At 58.4% G+C, this 23,328-nt stretch carries 18 protein-coding genes; 15 read left to right on the plus strand and 3 right to left on the minus strand.

Annotation, left to right across the window (positions count from 1 at the left end):
• Positions 1-185 precede the first annotated feature (185 nt).
• Together ACYZT2_RS09545 and ACYZT2_RS09550 are read right to left on the minus strand one after the other, a co-directional pair.
• Positions 186-4,988: a hypothetical protein gene (locus tag ACYZT2_RS09545; protein WP_461971608.1), complete on the minus strand. Its 4,803-nt coding sequence runs from the start codon at positions 4,986-4,988 to the stop codon at positions 186-188.
• A 315-nt stretch (positions 4,989-5,303) separates the two neighbouring features.
• Positions 5,304-5,663: a DUF6124 family protein gene (locus tag ACYZT2_RS09550; protein WP_461971610.1), complete on the minus strand. Its 360-nt coding sequence runs from the start codon at positions 5,661-5,663 to the stop codon at positions 5,304-5,306.
• 582 nt (positions 5,664-6,245) lie between these two features.
• Between ACYZT2_RS09550 and flhA the strand changes: the two genes are divergently transcribed.
• The 15 genes from flhA (at position 6,246) to ACYZT2_RS09625 (ending at position 22,361) form a co-directional block, all read left to right on the plus strand.
• A complete protein-coding gene (flhA, locus tag ACYZT2_RS09555) occupies positions 6,246-8,375 on the plus strand; it encodes a flagellar biosynthesis protein FlhA (protein ID WP_461971612.1) in 2,130 nt (709 codons plus the stop codon).
• A gap of 11 nt (positions 8,376-8,386) precedes the next feature.
• Positions 8,387-9,712: a flagellar biosynthesis protein FlhF gene (flhF, locus tag ACYZT2_RS09560; protein ID WP_461971614.1), complete on the plus strand. Its 1,326-nt coding sequence runs from the start codon at positions 8,387-8,389 to the stop codon at positions 9,710-9,712.
• Between the two features lie 116 nt (positions 9,713-9,828).
• Entirely contained in the window at positions 9,829-10,659 is an 831-nt protein-coding gene (fleN, locus tag ACYZT2_RS09565) for a flagellar synthesis regulator FleN (protein WP_008001746.1), read from the plus strand.
• Positions 10,656-11,396: an RNA polymerase sigma factor FliA gene (gene fliA, locus ACYZT2_RS09570; RefSeq protein WP_007894214.1), complete on the plus strand. Its 741-nt coding sequence runs from the start codon at positions 10,656-10,658 to the stop codon at positions 11,394-11,396. The genes fleN and fliA overlap by 4 nt, the downstream gene beginning before the upstream one ends.
• 168 nt (positions 11,397-11,564) lie before the next feature.
• Positions 11,565-11,936: a chemotaxis response regulator CheY gene (locus ACYZT2_RS09575; RefSeq protein WP_008072643.1), complete on the plus strand. Its 372-nt coding sequence runs from the start codon at positions 11,565-11,567 to the stop codon at positions 11,934-11,936.
• Positions 11,937-11,966: 30 nt separating this feature from the next.
• Complete coding sequence (locus ACYZT2_RS09580; RefSeq protein ID WP_461971616.1) at positions 11,967-12,755, plus strand: protein phosphatase CheZ; 789 nt, start codon at positions 11,967-11,969, stop codon at positions 12,753-12,755.
• Positions 12,756-12,808: 53 nt separating this feature from the next.
• Positions 12,809-15,049, plus strand: coding sequence for a chemotaxis protein CheA (locus ACYZT2_RS09585; RefSeq protein WP_461971618.1), 2,241 nt, complete (start codon positions 12,809-12,811; stop codon positions 15,047-15,049).
• Positions 15,050-15,098: 49 nt separating this feature from the next.
• The gene (locus ACYZT2_RS09590) at positions 15,099-16,229 is read left to right on the plus strand and encodes a protein-glutamate methylesterase/protein-glutamine glutaminase (protein ID WP_461971620.1); all 1,131 of its coding nucleotides are present in this window, start codon (positions 15,099-15,101) and stop codon (positions 16,227-16,229) included.
• Positions 16,229-16,969 (plus strand): flagellar motor protein, encoded by a 741-nt coding sequence (locus ACYZT2_RS09595; RefSeq protein WP_461973054.1) that lies wholly within the window; start codon positions 16,229-16,231, stop codon positions 16,967-16,969. Before ACYZT2_RS09590 ends, ACYZT2_RS09595 begins: the two co-directional genes overlap by 1 nt.
• A gap of 12 nt (positions 16,970-16,981) precedes the next feature.
• Positions 16,982-17,875 (plus strand): flagellar motor protein MotD, encoded by an 894-nt coding sequence (gene motD, locus ACYZT2_RS09600; RefSeq protein ID WP_008072648.1) that lies wholly within the window; start codon positions 16,982-16,984, stop codon positions 17,873-17,875.
• A gap of 43 nt (positions 17,876-17,918) precedes the next feature.
• Positions 17,919-18,707 carry a ParA family protein gene (locus ACYZT2_RS09605; protein ID WP_030130563.1) on the plus strand — a complete coding sequence of 263 codons (789 nt, stop codon included), beginning with the start codon at positions 17,919-17,921 and terminating at the stop codon, positions 18,705-18,707.
• A gap of 117 nt (positions 18,708-18,824) precedes the next feature.
• Complete coding sequence (locus ACYZT2_RS09610; RefSeq protein ID WP_461971623.1) at positions 18,825-19,700, plus strand: CheW domain-containing protein; 876 nt, start codon at positions 18,825-18,827, stop codon at positions 19,698-19,700.
• An 83-nt stretch (positions 19,701-19,783) separates the two neighbouring features.
• On the plus strand, positions 19,784-20,269 hold the full coding sequence (locus tag ACYZT2_RS09615) for a chemotaxis protein CheW (protein ID WP_007980742.1): 486 nt from the start codon (positions 19,784-19,786) through the stop codon (positions 20,267-20,269).
• On the plus strand, positions 20,270-20,665 hold the full coding sequence (locus ACYZT2_RS09620; RefSeq protein ID WP_461971626.1) for a DUF2802 domain-containing protein: 396 nt from the start codon (positions 20,270-20,272) through the stop codon (positions 20,663-20,665).
• A gap of 214 nt (positions 20,666-20,879) precedes the next feature.
• Positions 20,880-22,361, plus strand: coding sequence for a hypothetical protein (locus tag ACYZT2_RS09625; protein WP_461971628.1), 1,482 nt, complete (start codon positions 20,880-20,882; stop codon positions 22,359-22,361).
• A 248-nt stretch (positions 22,362-22,609) separates the two neighbouring features.
• On the opposite strand, the gene ACYZT2_RS09630 is transcribed toward ACYZT2_RS09625, so the two are convergent.
• Entirely contained in the window at positions 22,610-23,257 is a 648-nt protein-coding gene (locus ACYZT2_RS09630; RefSeq protein ID WP_461971630.1) for a hypothetical protein, read from the minus strand.
• Positions 23,258-23,328: the final 71 nt, after the last annotated feature.

Genomic DNA, 23,328 nt, shown 5'->3' on the forward strand with positions numbered 1-23,328 from the left:
CCGATCCCTGTGGGAGCGGGCTTGCCCGCGAAGGCGTCAGCAGCCACGACGCCTCATTCAGCGCTTGTCACGGGGTCCTGTTACTGCGTCAACTCCAGTTCATCCAGCATCCGATCCACTGCCTTCGATAAATAAATGCGTCCCCTTTTTCCCGTCCCATTTTTTCCTCAGGGCAAAAAATCTGCCTATGGCACCTTGCCAAACTCAAATTGATCAACATTAACTTGACCGGTTACAGTTATCCTGACCGACGCAATCCCAGGTAGTCTTCCTGAATCAATATGATGCGTCTCCGCCGGTTTAACAGGCGTACTTGTGGTCTTCAATGTTGCTCCGGATGAATTAAGATAAGCAATGGTGATAGTCGTTGGTCCAGTAAGGTTCCCCGGGTAGGCCCTAAGATTTACTCGATCTGTCGTTTGGCCAATCAAGTCGGCTTGATACGTGATTGATGATGGGCTGTAGGGCGCATACGGAAAAATGTTCCCCTTGCTTTCTATATAACAGTTCCCTTGATTTTGAGTCAAAAACGTAATCCTACACGTTTCAGTACTTATAGACCGGCCGATTAATAGCCTTCCCTGTGGAATATGTATGGCTTTTAGAACTGTAAAGTTCCAAGGCGCTGACTCTGGCCTCGTTCCATATAGTGCTTTTACTTTGAAACTGTGTTCTACCCTGCCGAGATAACCCACGTTAAAGGTCCACTCACCACTGGCACCATCGGCGGTTGCTTCACCTTGGGACACTCCATGATCGAAAACCTCGACTTTTAGTCCGTTGGCAGCGATGCCTCTGAGGGTCACCGCCGTTTCGGCTGTTGTCCCGCCCTGCGGAATTTCCCTGCCGCTGAGAGTGCCTTTGACAGAGGCTATGGTCGGGGCCGTCGCCACTGCCACGGTAAAGGTCCGTGCTGCCGACACAGGATTGCTCCCATACAAAGCTTTGGCGGTGAAGCTGTGTGCGGCCACGGTCAGGGCACTGATCAGCAGCGTCCAGACGCCGGTGGTGGCATGTGCAGTTGCCTGACCTTTGGAGACAGCGCCATCAAAGACTTCGACCTTCTGGCCGTTGGCCGCGACGCCGCTCAGGGTGACGGCCGTTTCCACGGTGACCCCGCCTTGAGGGATTTCGACACCGCTGGGAGAGCCTTTTACGGAGGTCAAAGTCGGTGCGGTGGCGGCTGTGACGGTCAGTGTTCTGGCGGCCGATACGGCACCGGAACCGTACAGCGCCTTGGCGGTAAAGCTGTGTGCTGCCACAGCCAGGGCAGTGACGAGCAACGTCCAGACGCCGGTGGTGGCATGTGCAGTCGCCTGACCTTTGGAGACAGCGCCGTCAAAGACTTCGACCTTCTGGCCGTTGGCCGCGACGCCGCTCAGGGTTACGGCCGTTTCCACGGTGACCCCGCCTTGAGGGATTTCGACACCGCTGGGAGAGCCTTTGACCGATGTCAACGTCGGTGCGGTGGCGGCGGTCACGGTCAATGTGCGCACATTCGAGTACACCGGAGAAGGGTGATACAGCGATTGTGCGGCAAACCGCCGTGGCCCCACGGCGACAGAGACCGAAAGCTCCCATTCGCCTGTGGTCACCGAGGCAGTGGCCCTGCCCTTGGAAACCGCGCTCGGGCCGGTTCCTTCGAAAATCTCGACCTCCTGTCCCTTGCTCGCGGTGCCTTTGAGCTTCAGGGTGGTACTGACGGTGGTTTGACCCTCGGGAACTTCAACGTTTTTGTCATCAAGCACGTTGCTCAGCGTTGGCGCGGCGGCCGCTGTCACGGTCAGTGTGCGCACATTTGACCATTCCGGGGACGGGTGATAAAGCGATTGTGCGTATAACCTCCGGGCACCCACTGCAACAGTGATCGACAGCTCCCATTTGCCTGTCGCCGTCGAGGCTGTAGCCACACCCTTGGAGGTGTGGCTCGGGCCGTTTCCTTCAAAAATCTCGACGCTCTGGCCCAGGCTCGCTGTGCCTTTGAGTGTCAGAGCTGTGCTGACGGTGGTTTGGCCTTCGAGAACTTCAGCCCCTTTGTCGTCCAGCACATTGCTCAATGTTGGCTTGAGAACAGCCGTCACGGTCAGGGTTCTGGCCGCCGATGCGGCACCATTGCCATACAGCGCCTTGGCAGTAAAACTGTGTGCTGCCACAGCCAGGGCACTGACGAGTAACGTCCAGACGCCGGTGGTGGCATGTGCAGTCGCCTGACCTTTGGAGACAGCGCCGTCAAAGACTTCGACCTTCTGACCGTTGGCCGCGACGCCGCTCAGGGTTACGGCCGTTTCCACGGTGACCCCGCCTTGAGGGATTTCGACACCGCTGGGAGAGCCTTTGACCGATGTCAACGTCGGTGCGGTGGCGGCTGTGACGGTCAGTGTTCTGGCGGCTGATACGGCACCGGAACCGTACAGCGCCTTCGCGGTAAAGCTGTGTGCTGCCACAGCCAGGGCAGTGACGAGTAACGTCCAGACGCCGGTGGTGGCATGTGCAGTTGCCTGACCTTTGGAGACAGCGCCGTCAAAGACTTCGACCTTCTGGCCGTTGGCCGCGACGCCGCTCAGGGTTACGGCGGTTTCCACGGTGACCCCGCCTTGAGGGATTTCGATACCGCTGGGAGAGCCTTTGACCGATGTCAACGTCGGTGCGGTGGCGGCGGTCACGGTCAATGTGCGCACATTCGAGTACACCGGAGAAGGGTGATACAGCGATTGTGCGGCAAACCGCCGTGGCCCCACGGCGACAGAGACCGAAAGCTCCCAATCGCCTGTTGCCGAGGCTGTGGCCACGCCCTTGGAAACTGCGCTCGGGCCGGTTCCTTCGAAAATCTCGACCTTCTGGCCCCTGCTCGCGGTGCCTTTGAGCTTCAGGGCGGTGCTGACGGTGGTTTGACCCTCGGGGATTTCAACGTTTTTGTCGTCAAGCACTTCGCTCAGCGTTGGCGCGATAACCGCTGTCACGGTCAGTGTTCTGGCGGCTGATGCGGCACCGGAACCGTACAGCGCCTTGGCGGTAAAGCTGTGTGCTGCCACAGCCAGGGCAGTGACGAGTAACGTCCAGACGCCGGTGGTGGCATGTGCAGTTGCCTGACCTTTGGAGACAGCGCCATCAAAGACTTCGACCTTCTGGCCGTTGGCCGCGACGCCGCTCAGGGTGACGGCCGTTTCCACGGTGACCCCGCCTTGAGGGATTTCGACACCGCTGGGAGAGCCTTTTACGGAGGTCAAAGTCGGTGCGGTGGCGGCTGTGACGGTCAGTGTTCTGGCGGCCGATACGGCACCGGAACCGTACAGCGCCTTGGCGGTAAAGCTGTGTGCTGCCACAGCCAGGGCAGTGACGAGCAACGTCCAGACGCCGGTGGTGGCATGTGCAGTTGCCTGACCTTTCGAGACAGCTCCATCAAAAATTTCGACTTCCAGGCGCGGTGTGGCGGTGCCGCTCAATTTGATGGAGGTATCGGTTGTGACTCCATTGTTGGGTATTTCCACGCCTCCAGAGTCCTCAACCGAGGTGATGGCAGGCGTCAGTGCATCCGAAAGGGTAAACGTTCTGTCGGCTGAGACCTGACCGGTGCCGTACTTCGCTTTGGCTGTGAATGTGCGAGTGCCGATCCCGTTTAGCGTTGTGTCATAGGTCCAGATGCCCCTGGCATTGACCGCGCGATCACCTTTTGTGACTGCCCCCTCGAAAATCTCGACCTGCTGCAGCGGTGTCGCAGTTCCGGTCAACCTCACCTGCGGATCGATGGTGCCGCCGTTATGCGGAATTTCTTTGTTCAGGGAGTCTGTCACCGAGGTGATTTCCGGTTGCAGATCAATCGGGGCCGCGTCGGTCACCGTTGCGTTAGCCGTGTTGGAACTCCCCACCGGTTCGCCATTGGGCCTGCGCAGTTCATAAGTCGCAGTCACTTTGCTGCCAGCGAAAACCTTCTCATTGGGCACTTCAAGAAAGCAAGGCAGTTTCCCAATGAAGGGGTCTCCTTCAACTTTACCGCTGACTACCACGGGCTCGGTTTGCCCTGTAGTGATATACGTCGCCAGAATCTCGTCGCCCACTTCAAAGCGGTTGTCCTGGGTTATCACAACCAGCAGCAATGGCCCGCCCGCCAGTTTTTCCAGATCGATGATGCTCGCGTCGTCACCGGGATAGTCCTCTTTGCGTTCCAGCAGAATCGGCATCGGCAGCAGAACGCCATCCAGATCCTCATCCACGGTCTGCACTGGCGACCAGGGTGCATCGGTGTCCGGGCCGTTGCCGATCTGGTCGGTGACGGTGTAGGAAAAATGCAGCTTTTTATCCTGGCGTTTCGCCTTGTCCAGATAGGCACGGGTGATGGTGAAGCAAATGGTGATCGGATCTTCGGAGCCGGGACTTGGTGGCTGCGGCGCCTGGTTCGGATTCACCCTGGGCTTTGGCTCCAGCAGTTCGCCGTTGCATTTGAGGGTGATGAGGTCATACGCCCGGCAATACGGAAAGGCCACGCACACTTCGGCGCTGACGAAATCCGGGCCGACGCCGTTCTTGATCACGTCCGGTAGAAGCAGCTTGAGTTCGGAGTGGCCGCCGGGATCCGTCAGGCGGTCCTTCAGACCGGGGCGAATCCGGTTGTAGAGCACTTCGAGCGACGGTGTGGAGGTGCCGATATTGCTGCTGCCGCGCCTGACGGTGTAGTACAGCTTGTTGACCTTGTCCGGATGCAGTCGGCCCTTGGGAATGCGCAACGTGGTGCGCACGTGCGGATCGACAATGGTTTCGCTGTCCAGTGCAGCCGACTCATCCTCGAGCCAAAGCTCCATGACATCGCCGGGATCCATGGCGCCCGACAACGGTGGATCGACGAGGACAACGGCGCCTTCACCGTCGGTGACCAGATCATAGGCCACCAAGGGCACGCCGATGTGCGCACCTTCCACAGGTGTGGTCTGGCCGTTGACAATGGGCGGGCTTAATACGAGGACGGTATTGTCCGGTGGGGTTGAGGTGGTCATGAGTGAGGTTCCTATGCGATGGGAGCGGACAGGTCTCATCAGAGCGCCTAGTTGCAGATTGCGCACCTGTCAGATCTGACAGGTACCGTCGGATTTCAGACGAATGGTCGCGCTGATCGAATCAACAACAAGGCCCGCCGTCCCTCTTTTAGGGGCGGCGGGCTTTTTCTGTCTGGTGTTGCCCGCAAGTCAGCCTTCGCCAGCAAGCCCGCCCACAGTGATCTCCAGTGGTTGTGTCCGACAAAGATCAACTGTGGGGGCGGGCTTGCTCGCGAAGAGGCCAGCATGAATACCGAACAACTCAGCCGGCCGGCATCACCCCGGCAACTCCAGATTATCCAGCACCCGATTCACCGCCAGCTCGCCCAGCATGATCAGTTGCGCAATGCCCTGCAGCGTCCGGCGCTGCGACGCGGGCACCAGCCCGGCAAAATCCTGGGCGATGGTTTTGGCCGAAGCCAGCGATTCGCAGGCATTGGCCAGCAGTTCCTCGTTTTTGAAGTCTGCGGTGACGGCGTACATCGCATGGGGTCTGCGTGGTGGCGGGGTTGAGCCGGGCGGGCAGATATAGTGATCGAGGGCGCGGTCGGCGGCGTCGTCGAGTTTTTTGGAATCGAGGGATTCGTAGGGGGATGCCGGATCGGTTTCCGGTGGGTTGGGTGTTGGTTTGAACATAGATGAATCTCCAAATCGGAAAAGAGGAGCCATCATCCTTCGCTACCAAACGAAGGGGTGGTGGCCATACGAAGGTTGGTAGACCGGTGACTTGGAAAACCGGCGCGCCCGAAGGCGCCCTGCGCATGGCCACCATAAACGCAGGCCGAAAAGGCTCTGCATCAGGTGCGCTATGCACGCAAGTCAAACCGGGCTACCAAACCCGATCGCTGTTTTTCAGCGACAGGGAAACGATAGAGCCCGGCCCTTAGGCGCACAAGCCGGCGGATTCTGGCGTAGTCGTAGGCAACGACGCAAGAATGTGTAGCCTGGGTGAGTGTCTGGAGATGTCGATTAAACATGTCTGTTTAAAATCAAAAGATCGCAGCCTTCGGCAGCTCCTGCACGGATCGTGCGTTACTCGCGATGTTGCGGTGTAAACCCAATCCGTAGGAGCTGCCGAAGGCTGCGATCTTTTGATCTTCCGTGACTCGCGCAACCCTCTATTTCCCACCCCGCCAAAAGTTGGAAGGCTTCTTGCAGTACCCGCCCTGCGCCTGCTTCAGGCGTCAAAAGTTTGCTTTAAAGGAACGGGGAAAACCGGTGGATCGCTCTCAGTTAATCAACACTGCACGCACAAACGTTGCCGACCTCAGTCGAGGCAATCTGGGTGTGCCGCTGTTGCTGCTGGTCATGCTGGCGATGATGATGTTGCCGGTGCCGCCGTTCCTGCTGGACGTGTTTTTCACGTTCAACATTGCTTTGTCCATCGTCGTATTGCTGGTCTGCGTGTACGCCTTGCGGCCGCTGGATTTTGCGGTGTTCCCGACCATTCTGCTGGTGGCGACGTTGCTGCGACTGGCGCTGAACGTGGCCTCGACACGAGTGGTGATGCTCCACGGTCAGGACGGCCATGCCGCCGCCGGTAAGGTGATCCAGGCCTTCGGTGAAGTGGTGATCGGCGGTAACTACGTGGTTGGTATCGTGGTCTTCGCGATTCTGATGATCATCAACTTCGTCGTGGTGACCAAGGGCGCCGGGCGGATTTCCGAGGTGAGCGCGCGTTTCACCCTCGATGCGATGCCCGGCAAACAAATGGCCATCGACGCCGACTTGAACGCCGGCCTGATCGATCAGAACCAGGCGAAACTGCGCCGGACGGAAGTGGCTCAGGAAGCCGAGTTTTACGGTTCGATGGACGGTGCCAGCAAGTTCGTGCGCGGTGACGCCATCGCTGGCCTGCTGATTCTGTTCATCAACCTGATCGGCGGCATGGCGGTCGGTATCTTCCAGCACGGCATGACCTTTGGCGATGCCGGTCGGGTGTACGCCTTGTTGACCATCGGTGACGGTTTGGTGGCGCAATTGCCATCACTGCTGTTGTCGACTGCCGCCGCGATCATGGTGACCCGTGCTTCCGGTTCGGAAGACATGGGCAAGCAGATCAATCGTCAGATGTTCGCCTCGCCGAAAGCCTTGGCAGTGGCCGCTGGCTTGATGGCGGTGATGGGCCTGGTGCCGGGCATGCCGCACTTCTCCTTTCTGAGCATGGCAGCTGTGGCGGCTGGCGGCGCTTACCTGTTCTGGAAGAAGCAGAACGCGGTCAAGGTTCATGCCCTGCAAGAGGTCAAGCGTCAGCAGGAACTGCTGCCATCGCCGGCCCGCGCCCAGGAAACCAAGGAGCTTGGCTGGGATGATGTGACGCCGATCGACATGATCGGCCTGGAAGTCGGCTACCGCCTGATCCCGCTGGTGGACCGCAACCAGGGTGGTCAGTTGCTGGCGCGGATCAAGGGTGTGCGTAAAAAGCTCTCCCAGGACCTGGGCTTCTTGATGCCGACGGTGCATATCCGTGACAACCTCGACCTGGCGCCAAGCGCCTACCGTCTGACCCTGATGGGCGTGATCCTGGCCGAGGCCGAGATTTACCCGGACCGCGAACTGGCGATCAACCCGGGGCAGGTCTACGGCACGCTCAACGGTATTACCGCCAAAGATCCGGCTTTTGGTCTGGAGGCGGTCTGGATCGAAATCAGCCAGCGTGCCCAGGCGCAATCCCTGGGCTACACCGTGGTCGATGCCAGTACGGTAGTGGCAACCCACTTGAACCAGATTTTGTACAAGCACTCCAGCGAGCTGATTGGCCACGAAGAAGTCCAGCAACTCATGCAATTGCTGGCCAAAAGCTCGCCGAAACTGGCTGAAGAGCTGGTGCCGGGGGTGGTTTCGCTGTCGCAATTGCTCAAAGTCTTGCAAGCATTGTTGGCCGAACAGGTGCCGGTACGGGACATTCGCAGCATTGCCGAAGCCATCGCGAACAACGCCGCCAAGAGTCAAGATACTGCCGCTTTGGTGGCGGCGGTGCGCGTCGGCGTATCCCGTGCAATCGTGCAAAGCATTGTAGGCACTGAGTCGCAGCTGCCTGTGATCACCTTGGAGCCAAGGTTGGAACAAATATTGCTCAATAGTCTTCAGAAGGCAGGACAAGGCTCGGAAGAGGGTGTTCTGCTGGAGCCAAGCATGGCAGAGAAACTGCAACGCTCGTTGATCGAAGCGGCGCAGCGTCAGGAAATGCAAGGTCAACCGGTGATTCTGCTGGTGGCCGGTCCGGTTCGCGCGATGCTCTCGCGATTCGGCCGACTGGCAGTCCCGGGTTTGCATGTGTTGGCTTACCAGGAAATCCCTGACAACAAGCAAGTGACCATCGTTGCGACAGTAGGGCCCAACGGCTGAGGTAGTGGTTTATGCAAGTTAAGCGTTTTTTCGCCGCCGATATGCGTCAGGCCATGAAACTGGTTCGTGATGAGCTGGGCGCTGATGCCGCCATCATTGGCAATCGCCGGATCGCCGGCGGTGTCGAGCTGACGGCTGCCCTGGATTACAAATTGTCGGCGCTGGCCCCGCGTGTTCCGAACATGGAACTCGAGGACGAGCTGCGCAAGACCCAGTCGCGGATCGTCACCGCCCAGGCCGAACTGAGCCTGCGTAGCGATGGCGAGAGCGACAAGACCACCAATCGCCAATTGTTCGCCGGCCTGCCGTTGACCGCCGCCGAGCCGCTGATCGAACCGACGCTGGCCGAGCCTCGGCGTTCGGCGCCTGCTCCTGCCACAGCGACCGGCGTTGACCCGCGTGCATTCGACTCGATGCGTTTCGAACTCAACAGCCTGCGTGAACTGATGGAAGTGCAGCTTGGTTCTTTAGCGTGGAATCAGTTGCAAGGCAGCCGTCCGGCCCAGGCCAACCTCTGGCGTCGCCTGCAACGCATCGGTCTGTCCGGGCCGTTGTCGCGCGATCTGCTGGCACTGATTACCGATATTGAAGAACCCCGTCAGGCCTGGCGCATGTTGCTCGCGCATCTGGCGCGGATGATTGCCACCCCGGAAGTCGAGCCACTGGAAGAGGGCGGTGTGATTGCGATGGTCGGCCCGGCCGGCATGGGCAAGACCACCACACTGGCCAAACTCGCCGCCCGTTATGTGCTCAAGTACGGCGCGCAAAACATCGCGTTGGTGAGCATGGACAGCTACCGCATCGGCGCTCAGGAACAGCTCAAGACTCTGGGCCGCATCCTCAATGTGTCGGTCACCCATGTCGACCCGGGTCAATCACTGGTGCAGGCGCTGGAACCTTTGCTGCGCAAACGCGTGGTGCTGATCGATACCGCTGGCCTGCAGGCCAGCGATCCGGCACTGCGCATGCAGCTCGAAAGCCTGGCCGGACGCGGCATCAAATCAAAAAATTATCTGGTATTGGCAACCACCAGCCAGAAACAGGTTCTAACCGCCGCTTATCACAGTTACAAACGTTGCGGCCTTGCCGGCTGCATCCTGACTAAACTGGATGAAACGGCAAGCTTGGGCGAGGTGTTGAGCCTGGCCATCAGTCATGAACTGCCGGTGGCTTACCTGACCGACGGCCCGCGGATTCCGGATGATTTGCATCTGCCGCGTCGTCATCAGTTGGTCAGCCGCGCCGTTAGCGTGCAAATGCAGGAAGAACCCAGCGAAGAAGCCATGGCTGATATGTTCGCTGACCTTTACCACAGTCCGACCAAGCGGGTTGGCTGAGGTATTAATGAACGGTTTTTGTACCTACATCGATGGTCTGCCATGCATTGTTCAGTTGGTGAACGCGCAGCCAGTAATGTGGCCTCCGTCTAAGAAAGACAAGGTAAAGAAATAACATGGGCAGCATGCATCCCGTACAGGTGATCGCGGTGACCGGCGGCAAAGGTGGCGTCGGGAAGACTAACGTGTCAGTGAACTTGTCCCTGGCTCTAGCTGAGCTCGGCCGGCGCGTCATGCTGCTGGATGCCGATCTGGGACTGGCGAACGTCGACGTCCTGCTGGGGCTGACACCCAAACGTACCCTGGCCGACGTGATAGAAGGCCGCTGTGAGCTGCGCGACGTGCTGTTGCAAGGGCCCGGCGGTATTCGTATCGTCCCGGCCGCGTCCGGCACCCAGAGCATGGTTCATCTGAGCCCGGCCCAGCATGCCGGCCTGATCCAGGCTTTCAGTGACATCGGCGACAACCTCGATGTATTGGTGATCGACACCGCTGCGGGCATTGGTGACTCGGTGGTCAGTTTCGTGCGCGCCGCCCAGGAAGTGCTGCTGGTGGTGTGCGACGAGCCGACCTCGATCACCGACGCCTACGCGTTGATCAAACTGCTTAACCGCGACTACGGCATGAATCGTTTCCGTGTCCTGGCCAACATGGCCCAGAGCCCGCAGGAGGGCCGCAACCTGTTCGCCAAGTTGACCAAGGTCACGGATCGTTTCCTCGACGTCGCCCTGCAATACGTCGGTGCGGTGCCTTACGACGAAAGCGTGCGCAAGGCCGTGCAGAAGCAACGTGCCGTCTACGAAGCCTTCCCGCGTTCCAAGTGTTCCCTGGCGTTCAAGGCCATTGCGCAGAAGGTCGATACCTGGCCGCTGCCGGCCAACCCGCGTGGACATCTGGAGTTTTTCGTCGAGCGCCTCGTGCAACAGACCGCAGGACCCGTCCTATGACAGCCAGTGGCTACAACCTCTACAAGAAGTCGGCACGTGACGCGCAGTACGAGCTGATCGAGCGTTACGCGCCACTGGTCAAACGCATTGCCTACCACTTGCTGGCGCGTTTGCCGGCCAGCGTCCAGGTCGAAGACCTGATCCAGGCCGGGATGATCGGCCTGCTTGAAGTATCAACCAAATACGACGCCAGCAAAGGCGCGAGTTTCGAGACGTACGCGGGCATTCGAATCCGCGGCGCGATGCTCGATGAAGTGCGCAAGGGGGACTGGGCGCCACGTTCCGTTCACCGCAATACCCGCATGGTCAGCGACGCGATTCGCTCGATTGAAGCTAAAACCGGCCGTGACGCTAAAGATCACGAAGTTGCGGCCGAACTCCAATTGAGTCTCGACGATTATTACGGGATTTTGAACGACACCCTGGGCAGCCGGTTATTCAGTTTCGACGATCTGTTGCAGGACGGCGAACACGAAGGGCTGCACGAGGATGGCGCCAGTGCTCATCTCGAGCCGTCACGCGATCTGGAAGATGAACGCTTCCAGGCGGCGCTGGCGGACGCGATTGCCAATTTGCCGGAGCGTGAGCGACTGGTGTTGGCGCTGTACTACGACGAAGAGTTGAATCTCAAGGAAATCGGTGAGGTCCTGGGGGTCAGCGAATCTCGGGTCAGCCAGTTACACAGCCAGTGCGCGGCCCGTTTGCGGGGGCGTTTGGGGGAGTGGCGAGCGCGCTGACAGGCAGTGTGGGGACACTGCGAACGAGGTTGGTACGGCATTTTGCTGCATCAGCCACGGCCCGTTGTAATCCATACAACTGTTGAGTGTTACGCCGAATTGATTGAACGGCGCGTTCAGGTGCTGCGCGCGTTTTAAGACTGCTTGGAGGTCGAATTGGACAAGAATATGAAAATCCTCATCGTTGATGACTTCTCAACGATGCGGCGGATCATAAAAAACCTGTTGCGTGACCTTGGGTTCACCAACACGGTCGAGGCGGATGACGGTATTACCGCGATTCCGGTCCTCAACAGCGGGAGCATCGACTTTCTGGTAACGGACTGGAACATGCCCGGCATGACCGGTATTGATCTGCTGCGCCACGTGCGTGCCGATGAAAAACTCAAACACCTGCCGGTGTTGATGGTCACGGCCGAAGCCAAGCGCGAGCAAATCATCGAAGCCGCTCAGGCGGGTGTGAACGGCTATGTGGTCAAGCCATTCACGGCTCAAGCGTTGAAAGACAAGATTGAAAAGATCTTCGAACGCATCGGTTGATGTGCAAAGCCAGTCCGTCACGGGGGAGCTATGGAGCAAAACGAATCTTCACAGGGCGATTTCGAATCGACCCTGAAAAAACACGCGGTCGAACTGGTCGAAAGCCTTGAAAAAGGCAGGTTCGGCGACGCTGTGCAACTGATCCATGAGCTCAACCAGACCCGTGACCGCGGCCTGTACCAGGAAGTGGGCAAGCTCACCCGCGAGCTGCATAGCGCGATCGTCAATTTTCAGATTGACCCGCACATGCCGCAAGCCGAGGAAGTGTCTCAGATCACGGATGCCACCGAGCGCCTGGGTTATGTGGTCAAGCTGACCGAGGCCGCGGCCAACCGCACCATGGACCTGGTGGAAAACGCCACGCCGCTGATCAACAGCCTGAGCGACGAAGCTCAGGCGCTGAGCACGGATTGGGGACGGTTCATGCGTCGCGAAGTCGGGGCTGAAGAGTTCCGCGAGCTGGCCCGGCGGGTCGACGGTTTCCTGACACGCAGCAGCGAAGACAACCGCGTCGTGTCGAGCAACCTCAACGACATTCTGCTGGCCCAGGATTACCAGGACCTCACCGGTCAGGTGATCAAACGCGTGACCCAGTTGGTCACCGAAGTTGAAAGCAACCTGCTCAAGCTCGTGCTCATGGCCAGTCAGGTCGACCGCTTTGCGGGTATCGAACATGACCGTGAAGCGATGCTGGCTGAAAAAGATCCGCAAAAACATCTCTCGCAGGGTGAAGGTCCGCAGATTCATGCCGATAAAAGAGAAGACGTTGTGTCCGGTCAGGACGATGTGGACGATTTGCTATCCAGCCTAGGATTTTAAATTTTAGAATTTTAGGTTTTTTAGGTTTTTAGACCTGTAGGAGCACCCCCTTAATGAGCTTCGGCGCCGATGAAGAGATCCTTCAGGATTTCCTGGTTGAGGCCGGCGAGATTCTAGAGCAACTGTCCGAGCAGCTGGTCGAGCTGGAAAGCCGACCGGATGATGCGGATTTGCTCAATGCAATTTTTCGCGGTTTTCACACTGTAAAAGGGGGCGCCGGCTTCCTCCAGCTCAATGAGCTGGTGGAGTGCTGTCACATCGCCGAGAACGTGTTCGACATCCTGCGCAAGGGTGAACGACGCGTCGACTCGGAACTGATGGACGTGGTTCTCGAGGCATTGGACGCGGTGAACGGCATGTTCAGCGAAGTCCGCGAACGCAGCCCCATCACGGCTGCCACGCCTGAGTTGCTTGCAGCGTTGGCCCGTTTGGCCGAGCCGCAAACCGCCGACGAAGCGGCACCTGTCGCGCAAGCGGTGCAAGCACCTGCCGCCGAAAGCGAATCAGGTGACATCACCGATAACGAATTCGAACAGCTGCTGGACTCGCTGAACGCCGTCAAGGCTCAGGCCGAGGCTCCCGTGGTTGCTTCGCCGCCTGCCGCTGATGCGGCCACCAGTGACGAAATCACCGATGCCGAGTTCGAGTCGTTGCTCGACCAATTGCACGGCAAAGGCCAGTTCGCCGCCGATGCAGTGGTCGCGGTGCCCGCCGCACCGGCGGCCCCGAAAGCGGCAGGCGACAGCTCCGACATCACCGACGACGAGTTCGAAGCACTGCTCGATCAGCTGCACGGCAAAGGCAACTTTGCGGTTGATGCGCTGGAATCGGCGATTGCTTCGGCCCCGGTCCCGGCTGCGCCAACCGCTAAAGCGGCCGGCAGCGATCTGATCTCCGATCACGAGTTCGAATCGCTGCTCGACGAATTGCATGGCAAGGGCAAGTTCACTGAAGTGGGCACCGGTTCTGCTGCTTCCGCAGTAGCAACCCCAGTTGCCAAGGCACCGGCACCTGTCGCCAAAGCGCCCGAGCCAAAAGCCGAAGCACCCAAGCCTGCCGCCGCTGCTGCACCGGCGCCTGCTCGTGCCCCGGCTGCGCCGCCACCGGAAAAACCGGCCAGCGAAGCCGAGACCACCGTGCGGGTCGATACCGCGCGTCTCGACGAAATCATGAACATGGTCGGCGAGTTGGTGCTGGTGCGTAACCGCCTGGTCCGTCTGGGCCTCAACAGCGGCGACGAAGCCATGTCCAAGGCCGTGTCGAACCTCGACGTGGTCACGGCCGACCTGCAAACCGCGGTCATGAAGACCCGGATGCAACCGATCAAGAAAGTCTTCGGGCGCTTCCCGCGTCTGGTTCGCGACCTGGCTCGCCAGCTCAAGAAAGAGATCAACCTGGAGCTGGTCGGCGAAGAAACCGACCTCGACAAAAACCTCGTCGAGGCCCTGGCCGACCCGCTGGTCCACTTGGTGCGTAACTCGGTCGACCACGGTATTGAAGAGCCGGCCGAGCGTGAAGCGATGGGCAAGCCTCGCAGCGGCAAAGTGATCCTGTCCGCTGAACAGGAAGGCGACCACATCCTGCTGTCCATCTCCGATGATGGCAAAGGCATGGACGCCGATGTTCTGCGCGGTATCGCCGTGAAGAAAGGCCTGATGGACAAGGATGCGGCGGACCGTCTCAGCGAGTCGGATTGCTTCAACCTGATTTTCGCTCCGGGCTTCTCGACCAAGACCGAAATTTCCGACGTCTCCGGGCGCGGCGTGGGCATGGACGTGGTGAAAACCAAAATCGCCCAGCTCAACGGCACCATCAATATCTATTCGACCAAGGGCAAGGGCTCGAAGATCGTCATCAAGGTCCCGTTGACCCTGGCGATCATGCCGACGCTGATGGTCATGCTGGGCAACCAGGCGTTTGCGTTCCCGCTGGTGAACGTCAACGAGATCTTCCACCTCGATCTGTCGCGCACCAACGTGGTGGACGGCCAGGAAGTGGTGATCGTGCGGGACAAGGCGCTGCCTCTGTTCTACCTCAAGCGCTGGCTGGTCAGCTCCGCCGCTCACGAAGAGCAGCGCGAAGGCCATGTGGTGATCCTTTCGGTGGGCACTCAGCGGATCGGCTTCGTCGTCGACCAGTTGGTTGGCCAGGAAGAAGTGGTCATCAAGCCATTGGGCAAAATGCTTCAGGGAACCCCGGGCATGTCCGGCGCCACCATCACCGGTGACGGCCGCATTGCACTGATTCTCGATGTTCCGAGCATGCTCAAGCGTTACGCCGCACGGCGTATTTGATTCTGGGGGAGCGGGGCGACTGAGCCTCGCCCCGTCTAACGGAGTGTTTATGGCAGTCAAAGTCCTGGTGGTGGACGATTCGGGGTTTTTCCGCCGCCGCGTCTCGGAAATTCTTTCAGCGGATTCGAATATCCAGGTTGTCGGTACGGCGACCAACGGTAAAGAGGCGATCGATCAGGCGCTGGCCCTCAAGCCAGACGTGATCACCATGGACTACGAGATGCCAATGATGGATGGCATCACGGCGGTGCGGCACATCATGCAGCGCTGCCCGACCCCGGTGTTGATGTTCTCCTCGCTGACTCACGAAGGCGCGCGGGTCACCCTCGATGCGCTGGACGCCGGCGCGGTGGATTTCCTGCCGAAGAATTTCGAAGACATCTCGCGTAACCCGGAGAAGGTCAAGCAACTGCTGTGCGAAAAGATTCTCAGCATCTCGCGCAGTAACCGTCGTGTCAGCACCTACAGCGCTCCGGCTCCCGTGGCCGCACCAGCCCCGACGCCTGCGCCTTCGAGCGTCAGCAGCTACGGCAGCAGTGCGCCCGCGCGTCCGGCACCGGCGCCGATTCCGGCTCGCAGCCATGCTGCGAGTCCGTCCTCTCCGGCACCAAAACGCAAAGCCTACAAACTGGTCGCCATCGGTACTTCCACCGGCGGTCCGGTCGCCCTGCAACGGGTGCTGACGCAGTTGCCGGCCAACTTCCCGGCGCCGATCGTGTTGATCCAGCACATGCCGGCAGCCTTCACCAAGGCCTTCGCCGAGCGTCTGGACAAGTTGTGCCGCATCAGCGTCAAGGAAGCCGAGGATGGCGACATCCTGCGTCCGGGCCTGGCGTTGTTGGCGCCGGGTGGCAAGCAAATGATGATTGACGGCCGCGGCGCGGTAAAAATCCTGCCGGGCGACGAACGTCTGAACTACAAACCGTGCGTGGACATCACCTTCGGTTCCGCGGCCAAATCCTACGGCGACAAAGTTCTGGCGGTGGTACTGACCGGTATGGGCGCCGACGGTCGTGAAGGCGCGCGTCTGCTCAAGCAGGGCGGCAGTGCGATCTGGGCTCAGGACGAAGCCAGTTGCGTGATCTACGGCATGCCAATGGCGATCGTCAAAGCCGAACTCGCGGACGCGGTGTACAGCCTGGACGATATCGGCCGACATCTGGTCGAGGCATGTCTCTGATGGATGTACTCAGCCTTATCGGGATCATCATGGCGTTCGTCGCCATCATCGGCGGCAACTACCTCGAAGGCGGGCACCTCGGCGCGCTGGCCAACGGCCCGGCGGCATTGATCGTACTCGGTGGGACCATCGGCGCGGCGCTGCTGCAATCGCCGATGAGTGCCTTCAAGCGCGCTATGCAGATTCTTGGCTGGATTCTGTTTCCACCTCGCGTGGACCTGGCCGGCGGCGTTGACCGCGTGGTGAACTGGAGCCTGACCGCTCGCAAGGAAGGTTTGCTCGGTCTGGAAGGGGTGGCCGACGCCGAACCCGACAGCTATTCGCGCAAAGGCTTGCAACTGCTGGTGGACGGCGCCGAGCCGGAAGCGATTCGCAGCATTCTGGAAGTGGATTTCTACACCCAGGAAAGCCGCGACATCGAAGCCGCCAAAGTCTTTGAAAGCATGGGCGGCTACGCGCCGACCATCGGCATCATCGGTGCGGTGATGGGCCTGATCCACGTCATGGGCAACCTGGGCGATCCATCGCAACTGGGCAGCGGCATTGCCGTCGCCTTCGTCGCCACCATCTATGGCGTGGCCAGTGCCAACCTGATGCTGCTGCCGATTGCCGCCAAGCTCAAGTCCATCGCGTTGCGGCAGTCGCGTTATCGCGAGATGTTGCTGGAGGGCATTCTGTCGATCGCCGAAGGTGAAAACCCTCGCTCTATCGAGTTGAAGCTTCAGGGCTTCATGGATTAAGGGAATAACTTCATGGCTCGTCGCAGGCAACCTGAAGAACACGTCAATCACGAACGCTGGCTCGTTTCCTACGCCGACTTCATTACGTTGCTGTTCGCTTTCTTCGTGGTGATGTACTCGATTTCTTCGATCAACGAAGGCAAGTACAAGGTCATTTCCGAGGCGTTGATCGGGGTGTTTACCGATTCCGATCGCGCCCTCAAGCCGATCCCGATTGGTGACGAGCGACCGAAGACCGTGACCCCGGCCAAGCCGCTGGTCAAGGACAGCGAACAGATCGACGCAGGCATCGCCCAGGCCGCCAACGATCCGCTCAAAAGCATTGCCGATGACATCAGCGCGGCGTTCGGCGACTTGATCAGCTCCAACCAGATGACCGTGCGCGGCAATGAGTTGTGGGTGGAGATCGAGCTCAATTCCAGCCTGTTGTTTGGCAGCGGCGACGCCATGCCCAGCGACATCGCCTTCAACATTATCGATAAGGTCGCCGCGATCCTCAGGCCGTTCGACAACCCGATCCACGTCGAAGGCTTTACCGACGATCAACCGATCCGCACCGCGCAATACCCGACCAACTGGGAGCTGTCCTCGGCCCGTTCGGCGAGCATCGTGCGCATGCTGGCGATGCAGGGTGTGAACCCCGGTCGTCTGGCGTCGGTGGGTTACGGCGAGTTCCAGCCGGTAGCCAATAACGCCACCGCCGAAGGCCGGGCGCGTAACCGTCGGGTGGTGCTGGTGGTTTCACGAAATCTCGATGTACGCCGCAGCCTCACCGGTACCGGAACCGCCCATGCGCAACCGGATGCCGCGTTGAAGCGGGCTGGCACACAAACTGCACCGGCTCCGGTCAAGTCGCCGGGACGAGAGAGCGCCGTCAATTCTCCGTCACCCGCATTAATACGTTGAGCTATTTCTCGGTCGACCTTTTCGACCGGGAGGAACAATCCGAATGAGAGTCTGGGCAGTCGCCAATCAAAAGGGTGGTGTCGGTAAAACCACTTCCTCCATCGCTTTAGCCGGTTTACTGGCCGAGGCGGGTAAGCGCGTGGTTGTGGTCGATCTCGACCCGCACGGCTCCATGACCAGCTACTTCGGTTACGACCCCGACAGCCTGGAACACAGCAGTTACGACCTGTTTTTGCACAAGGGCAGCGTGCCGCAAGGTTTGCCCGGTCAGTTGCTGATGCCCACCAGTGACGAACGCATTTCCCTGTTGCCATCGAGTACTGCGTTGGCGACCCTTGAGCGTCAATCGCCGGGCCAGAGTGGTTTGGGCCTGGTGATCGCCAAGAGCCTGGCGCAACTTTGGCAGGACTTCGATTACGCCGTGATCGACAGCCCGCCGTTGCTCGGCGTGCTGATGGTCAATGCCTTGGCGGCCAGCCAGCAGTTGGTGATCCCGGTGCAGACCGAGCACTTGGCGGTCAAAGGCCTGGAACGCATGGTCAACACCCTGGCGATGATCAACCGCTCGCGCAAACAGGCGCTGCCGTTCAGCATCGTGCCGACCCTGTTCGACCGTCGTACCCAGGCTTCCCTCGGCACCCTTCGCGTGTTGCGCGACAAGTACCCGGAAGAAATCTGGCAAGGCTACATCCCCATCGACACCCGCTTGCGTGACGCGAGCCGGGCAGGGCTGACGCCTTCGCAATTCGACGGCAAGAGCCGTGGCGTTCTCGCTTACCGCGCACTGCTCAAGCATCTGCTGGCGGCGCAACTTGTTCCGCAGGTGGCTTGAGATGAACCTAGCCTTTGTAGGAGCGAGGCTTGCCCGCGAAGCAGACGCCGCAGTGCTCACAATTAAATCGCATTATCGTTCTTCGCGGGCAAGCCTCGCTCCTACAGAGGAGTGCGCATGACTCGGCCGGTGAAGATCACCTCGCGTCCGCAATTGGCCCTCCAGTCTTATCTGGACAGCTTGCTGCAAGACGCGACCGAGGAGTTGCCGCCAGAAGTCGAGGCGCTGCCCGAGGTTGTTGAGATTGTCGAGGTTGAAGCCGCGCTGGATGAGTTCCAGGCTGCCGTGCTTGAAGAGCAGGCCCGTGATGCGCAGAAACCGGCCGTGGCCGCTGCACCCATCGTTGCGCCAGTGGTGAAAGCACCAGTGACCGTGATCGACGCGCCGGCACCGATTCTGGCGTCCGTGTCGACGATTGCACCACTGCTGCAAGCGTTGGTGCCGCCAGTGGTGGAAGTTCATCTGCCACCCAGCAACACGCCGCCGCCGGTAGAAACCGACGGTCGTCCGGCATGGGCTGCCGAGCCGTTCGAATGCCTGTTGTTCGACGTCGCCGGGTTGACCCTGGCGGTGCCACTGGTGTGCCTGGGGTCGATTTATTCTTTGGCCGGTCACGAGCTGACGCCGTTGTTCGGTCAGCCGGAATGGTTCCTCGGGATTCTGCCAAGCCAGGCCGGCAACCTGAAAGTGCTGGATACCGCTCGCTGGGTCATGCCGGATCGTTATCGCGATGATTTTCGCCAGGGCCTGCAATACGTTATTTCGGTTCAGGGCTACGAGTGGGGGCTGGCGGTGCATCAGGTCAGCCGCTCATTGCGCCTGGACCCGAACGAAATCAAATGGCGCAGCCACCGGGGTCAACGGCCATGGCTGGCGGGCACGGTGATTGAACACATGTGTGCCTTGCTCGATGTTTCCGCACTGGCCGAGCTGATCGCCAGCGGTGGGGCAAAGCACATGGACGGCGGCAAGCCGACCCATAAAGCGACATAAAGCTGCATAACAGACACGCGACGGCATTCAGTGCCGTCGCACAGAACACACACCGCCAGGGCGGTTTTTTGAGGGGTCAGGGTATGAATGATAAGGCGACAGCTGCAAAGGGTTCCGAAGATCCGATCCTGCAATGGGTAACCTTCAAGCTGGACAACGAAACCTACGGCATCAACGTGATGCGCGTTCAGGAAGTCCTGCGCTACACCGAAATCGCCCCGGTCCCGGGTGCTCCGAGCTACGTGCTGGGCATCATCAACCTGCGCGGTAACGTGGTCACCGTGATCGACACCCGTCAGCGCTTCGGCCTGATGAACGCCGAGATCAGCGACAACACCCGTATCGTCATCATCGAAGCCGACAAGCAAGTCGTCGGGATCATGGTCGACAGCGTGGCTGAAGTGGTTTACCTGCGTCAGTCGGAAATCGAGACCGCGCCAAACGTCGGTAACGAAGAGTCCGCCAAGTTCATTCAAGGCGTGTGCAACAAGAACAACGAACTGCTGATCCTGGTCGAGCTGGACAAGATGATGAGCGAAGAAGAATGGTCGGAACTGGAGAGTATCTGATTGATTCTTGAGGTGGCTGTCATTGTCCTGTTCCTCTTCTGGGCAGGCACGCTGGCGATGTTCCTGACGTACATCCGCGCTCAGCGGCAGGTCGCCGCGCAACAGGCCGAGGGCGATGCGCTGCGCGATCAGCGCATCAAGGACCTGGCCAAACGCGTCGACGACTACCAGAACGGCAACGTGCGCATGGGTGAAGACCTGCACGAACTGCGCGCCGTCGTCGGCCCGTTGCCAGACAAACTGGCTCAGCTGGAACAGCGTGATCCGTCGAGTCTTTCATTCGCTCAGGCAGCACGCCTGGTGGGGATGGGGGCCAGCGTCGATGAACTGACTCAGTCTTGCGGGTTGACCCAGGCTGAGGCGGAGTTGATGAGTAAGTTGCATAAGAGCAGTTAGGAGCTTCGAGCTTCTAGCGGCAAGCAAGATCAAAAGATCGCAGCCTTCGGCAGCTCTTACCTCGGGATGCGTTTCCCTGTGGGAGCTGCCAAAGGTGCGATCTTTTTGTTTGGGTACAAAAGACCGTTTGTCGAGACTGTCAGATCTGACAGTAGATAACGATCTTCCGCACTCAACATACTCAAGATGATATTAACTTCATCAGGGTATGAACATGAAATACTTCCTGTTCTTGAGTATAGTCTTTTCCGCCACTGTGAATGCCATGTCCGGTCAGGCATTAGTGACGGACTTGAATGCAAAATATAAAAGCAATGTCGCGCAGTGTTCAAATGGTACCCCCGCCTATTATTGCTCTGGTAGCCTTTTACGGGCAGTAGACTACAGCACGTTCTTCAAATTTTGGGATTATGGCTCTAAAGCAACAAAACTCGGATCTGTTGCATTCACTTATATTCGTTCGGATGTAGGTATTACGACATTGAATGGCAATAGGAAAAGCGGTTTTATCTTGAAGGATCAAACAACGGCGTTGGCGGAAGGCAAGGCGCTGAGCCTGCGTTGTATCTTTCCTTTTTCGACGGAATCGCTTGACGTACGTGCGGACTTTGGGTGCGGATTCGCCCCCAAGGTCGCGCAAGCCAGCGCAGATCTAGCTAACTGTGCAAAGTTGGCGGTTCCAGCCACAACGGCAGCGGCTTGGTTGAAAAACTTCCAGGAACATAGTTCGCTGCCAAAGAACCAGTGCTCATTAAGTACGGTAGTTGCGACTCAATTCAAAGCGAGTCTTGAAGCGCACAAAATGGTTAACGCTGCCTGGACAGCCAAACCCACCGAAGTCCTGGTTCAGACTTGGGATGAGAAAAAGCCTGAGAAGCTTCCTGTCGAGGCAGTGTTTTATGACGCTGCGACGCCAGCCAAGCTGGCGGATGCACAAAAATTTCAGCGTGAGTATTACCTTGAGACGTCTTTGTATGTCCCTGTTGTGAAAATCAATATGGCTGCGGCCAACAAGGAAATATTCAGTTTTGACGCTAAAGATCAAAGGTTCGGTCAGTTGGTCGCTGAAAGATTGAATGGTAGATACAACAATGTTTCAAACGACTGCAGCGGAAAGCCGGCTTATTATTGCGGTGGTGTGATAGTGCGTACCACGGGGGCCAAGCCGTCTTACCACTCCTGGAATCCAAGCCCTACGGCAATCAACAAGAAGGGGGTTCCTTTTTCTTACTTGCGCAAGGATTTAGGCATCACAACATTGGCTTGGGGCGATCTTCACGGATTTATTTTCAAGGATTTAGCCACCGCCGAAAGATTGGGTACATTCCCGATAAACCTGCTGTGTTCATTTCCTACCGATGGTGGTACCTGGAATCGTGCCGGGGTTGGAGGCTGTGGCGCTTACAATACCTATCCGTCCAATAGTCGATCCTGTCCTGAGGAGGGTGTAGATACGCTCGAAAAATGGATTGCGCATTACCGCTCGATTCCAGGTTCAGGTTATTGGTCCCAGAGAAATATGCGTCAATGTGGGTTTACTTCGGACGTGGTTCAATTTGCCCTAAGCCTTGAAGTCAGAGGTGCTCTCCAAACCGCAGTCGAGGTTGTGCATCATAATGAGATAGTTCTTTCTCTTTGGCCGCAAGATATTCCAAAGCAACTACCGCTTTACGCTTTTTTCTATCTTCAGCATTAGGGAGGCGGTGCGGGCGTGGCGGGGGCGAAGTATATACAGCAAGATTATTTCAATGTGACTGGTGATGTGCTGCCTGTAATCAGGGTGGATCTTGCGCCAGGGGTCGCTACTGTTTTCAGTTTTCACGAAGGAGATCAGGCCACGACGTTGAAAGGTCGTTAAGCGCGACCGTCGCGACTGAGGTAAAAAAAATAAAGACATAAGGTGTGGTTTATCTGCACCTTATGCCTATTTTTTTGCGGAGACATTCAAAGACTGACGCGCAACACGCGAGAAAACATAAGGTTGTCATTCGACCCTGAATGGCGAACGCTGTAGTTAATCGATACAGTTCTTCCAATGTTTTCCTGGACCCAGCTTGCAGGAGTATCGAATGCAATCGATGAACTATCCACGATCGGTTTGGCGTCAGTGTCGTGAACATTTCTTCCATGCCAACGAACTCGAACTGTGTAGCCCGGACGCATATTCAAGAACTTGACAGTTACTTTTTTTCTGTCCGCTGAGAGCCAGGGTTCAACCAAGTCAAACTCCTGAGCATCGACATTCAGCGTTAGCGCGTAGGAGATGATGAGCGGGAGGCCTTGCGCCGTGCGCACGCTATAGTTAACCGTCACCAGGCTGCCGATGGAGTCAATGACCTCCAAGCGAGGAATTTTGAAGTTCTGTGGCGCCGGGACACCAATTGTCAAGGTTTCCGTATCGTACTTATAGCGTCCGCTTACCCATCGAACCCGAACGGTATGCCCCTTGTCCATGCCGACATAATGTGGAATTTGTACGTTGATATGCGTGCTGTTGTAAACGGCGTTGAAGTTTAAGTGGTCTCCGGCAGCACCATAGGCTTCAAGTACTTTCGGAGCAGTGAGATTAAGTTTATTCAGGTCTGCGTTCATGGTTATCGAACTCCATTCGGATAGGTGGCGGCTCGCCAGACCTGTAGATATCAGGAAGGCGGAGCGGCGGT

The organism is Pseudomonas sp. MDT1-85, assembly GCF_054898065.1.

Bases quoted from the DNA above. Each gene is read 5' to 3' on its own strand.
- ACYZT2_RS09545 (WP_461971608.1), bottom strand. From the start codon at position 4,988: ATGACCACCTCAACCCCACCGGACAATACCGTCCTCGTATTAAGCCCG.
- ACYZT2_RS09550 (WP_461971610.1), bottom strand. From the start codon at position 5,663: ATGTTCAAACCAACACCCAACCCACCGGAAACCGATCCGGCATCCCCC.
- flhF (WP_461971614.1), top strand. From the start codon at position 8,387: ATGCAAGTTAAGCGTTTTTTCGCCGCCGATATGCGTCAGGCCATGAAA.
- fleN (WP_008001746.1), top strand. From the start codon at position 9,829: ATGGGCAGCATGCATCCCGTACAGGTGATCGCGGTGACCGGCGGCAAA.
- fliA (WP_007894214.1), top strand. From the start codon at position 10,656: ATGACAGCCAGTGGCTACAACCTCTACAAGAAGTCGGCACGTGACGCG.
- ACYZT2_RS09575 (WP_008072643.1), top strand. From the start codon at position 11,565: ATGAAAATCCTCATCGTTGATGACTTCTCAACGATGCGGCGGATCATA.
- ACYZT2_RS09580 (WP_461971616.1), top strand. From the start codon at position 11,967: ATGGAGCAAAACGAATCTTCACAGGGCGATTTCGAATCGACCCTGAAA.
- ACYZT2_RS09585 (WP_461971618.1), top strand. From the start codon at position 12,809: ATGAGCTTCGGCGCCGATGAAGAGATCCTTCAGGATTTCCTGGTTGAG.
- ACYZT2_RS09590 (WP_461971620.1), top strand. From the start codon at position 15,099: ATGGCAGTCAAAGTCCTGGTGGTGGACGATTCGGGGTTTTTCCGCCGC.
- ACYZT2_RS09595 (WP_461973054.1), top strand. From the start codon at position 16,229: ATGGATGTACTCAGCCTTATCGGGATCATCATGGCGTTCGTCGCCATC.
- motD (WP_008072648.1), top strand. From the start codon at position 16,982: ATGGCTCGTCGCAGGCAACCTGAAGAACACGTCAATCACGAACGCTGG.
- ACYZT2_RS09605 (WP_030130563.1), top strand. From the start codon at position 17,919: ATGAGAGTCTGGGCAGTCGCCAATCAAAAGGGTGGTGTCGGTAAAACC.
- ACYZT2_RS09610 (WP_461971623.1), top strand. From the start codon at position 18,825: ATGACTCGGCCGGTGAAGATCACCTCGCGTCCGCAATTGGCCCTCCAG.
- ACYZT2_RS09615 (WP_007980742.1), top strand. From the start codon at position 19,784: ATGAATGATAAGGCGACAGCTGCAAAGGGTTCCGAAGATCCGATCCTG.
- ACYZT2_RS09625 (WP_461971628.1), top strand. From the start codon at position 20,880: ATGAAATACTTCCTGTTCTTGAGTATAGTCTTTTCCGCCACTGTGAAT.
- ACYZT2_RS09630 (WP_461971630.1), bottom strand. From the start codon at position 23,257: ATGAACGCAGACCTGAATAAACTTAATCTCACTGCTCCGAAAGTACTT.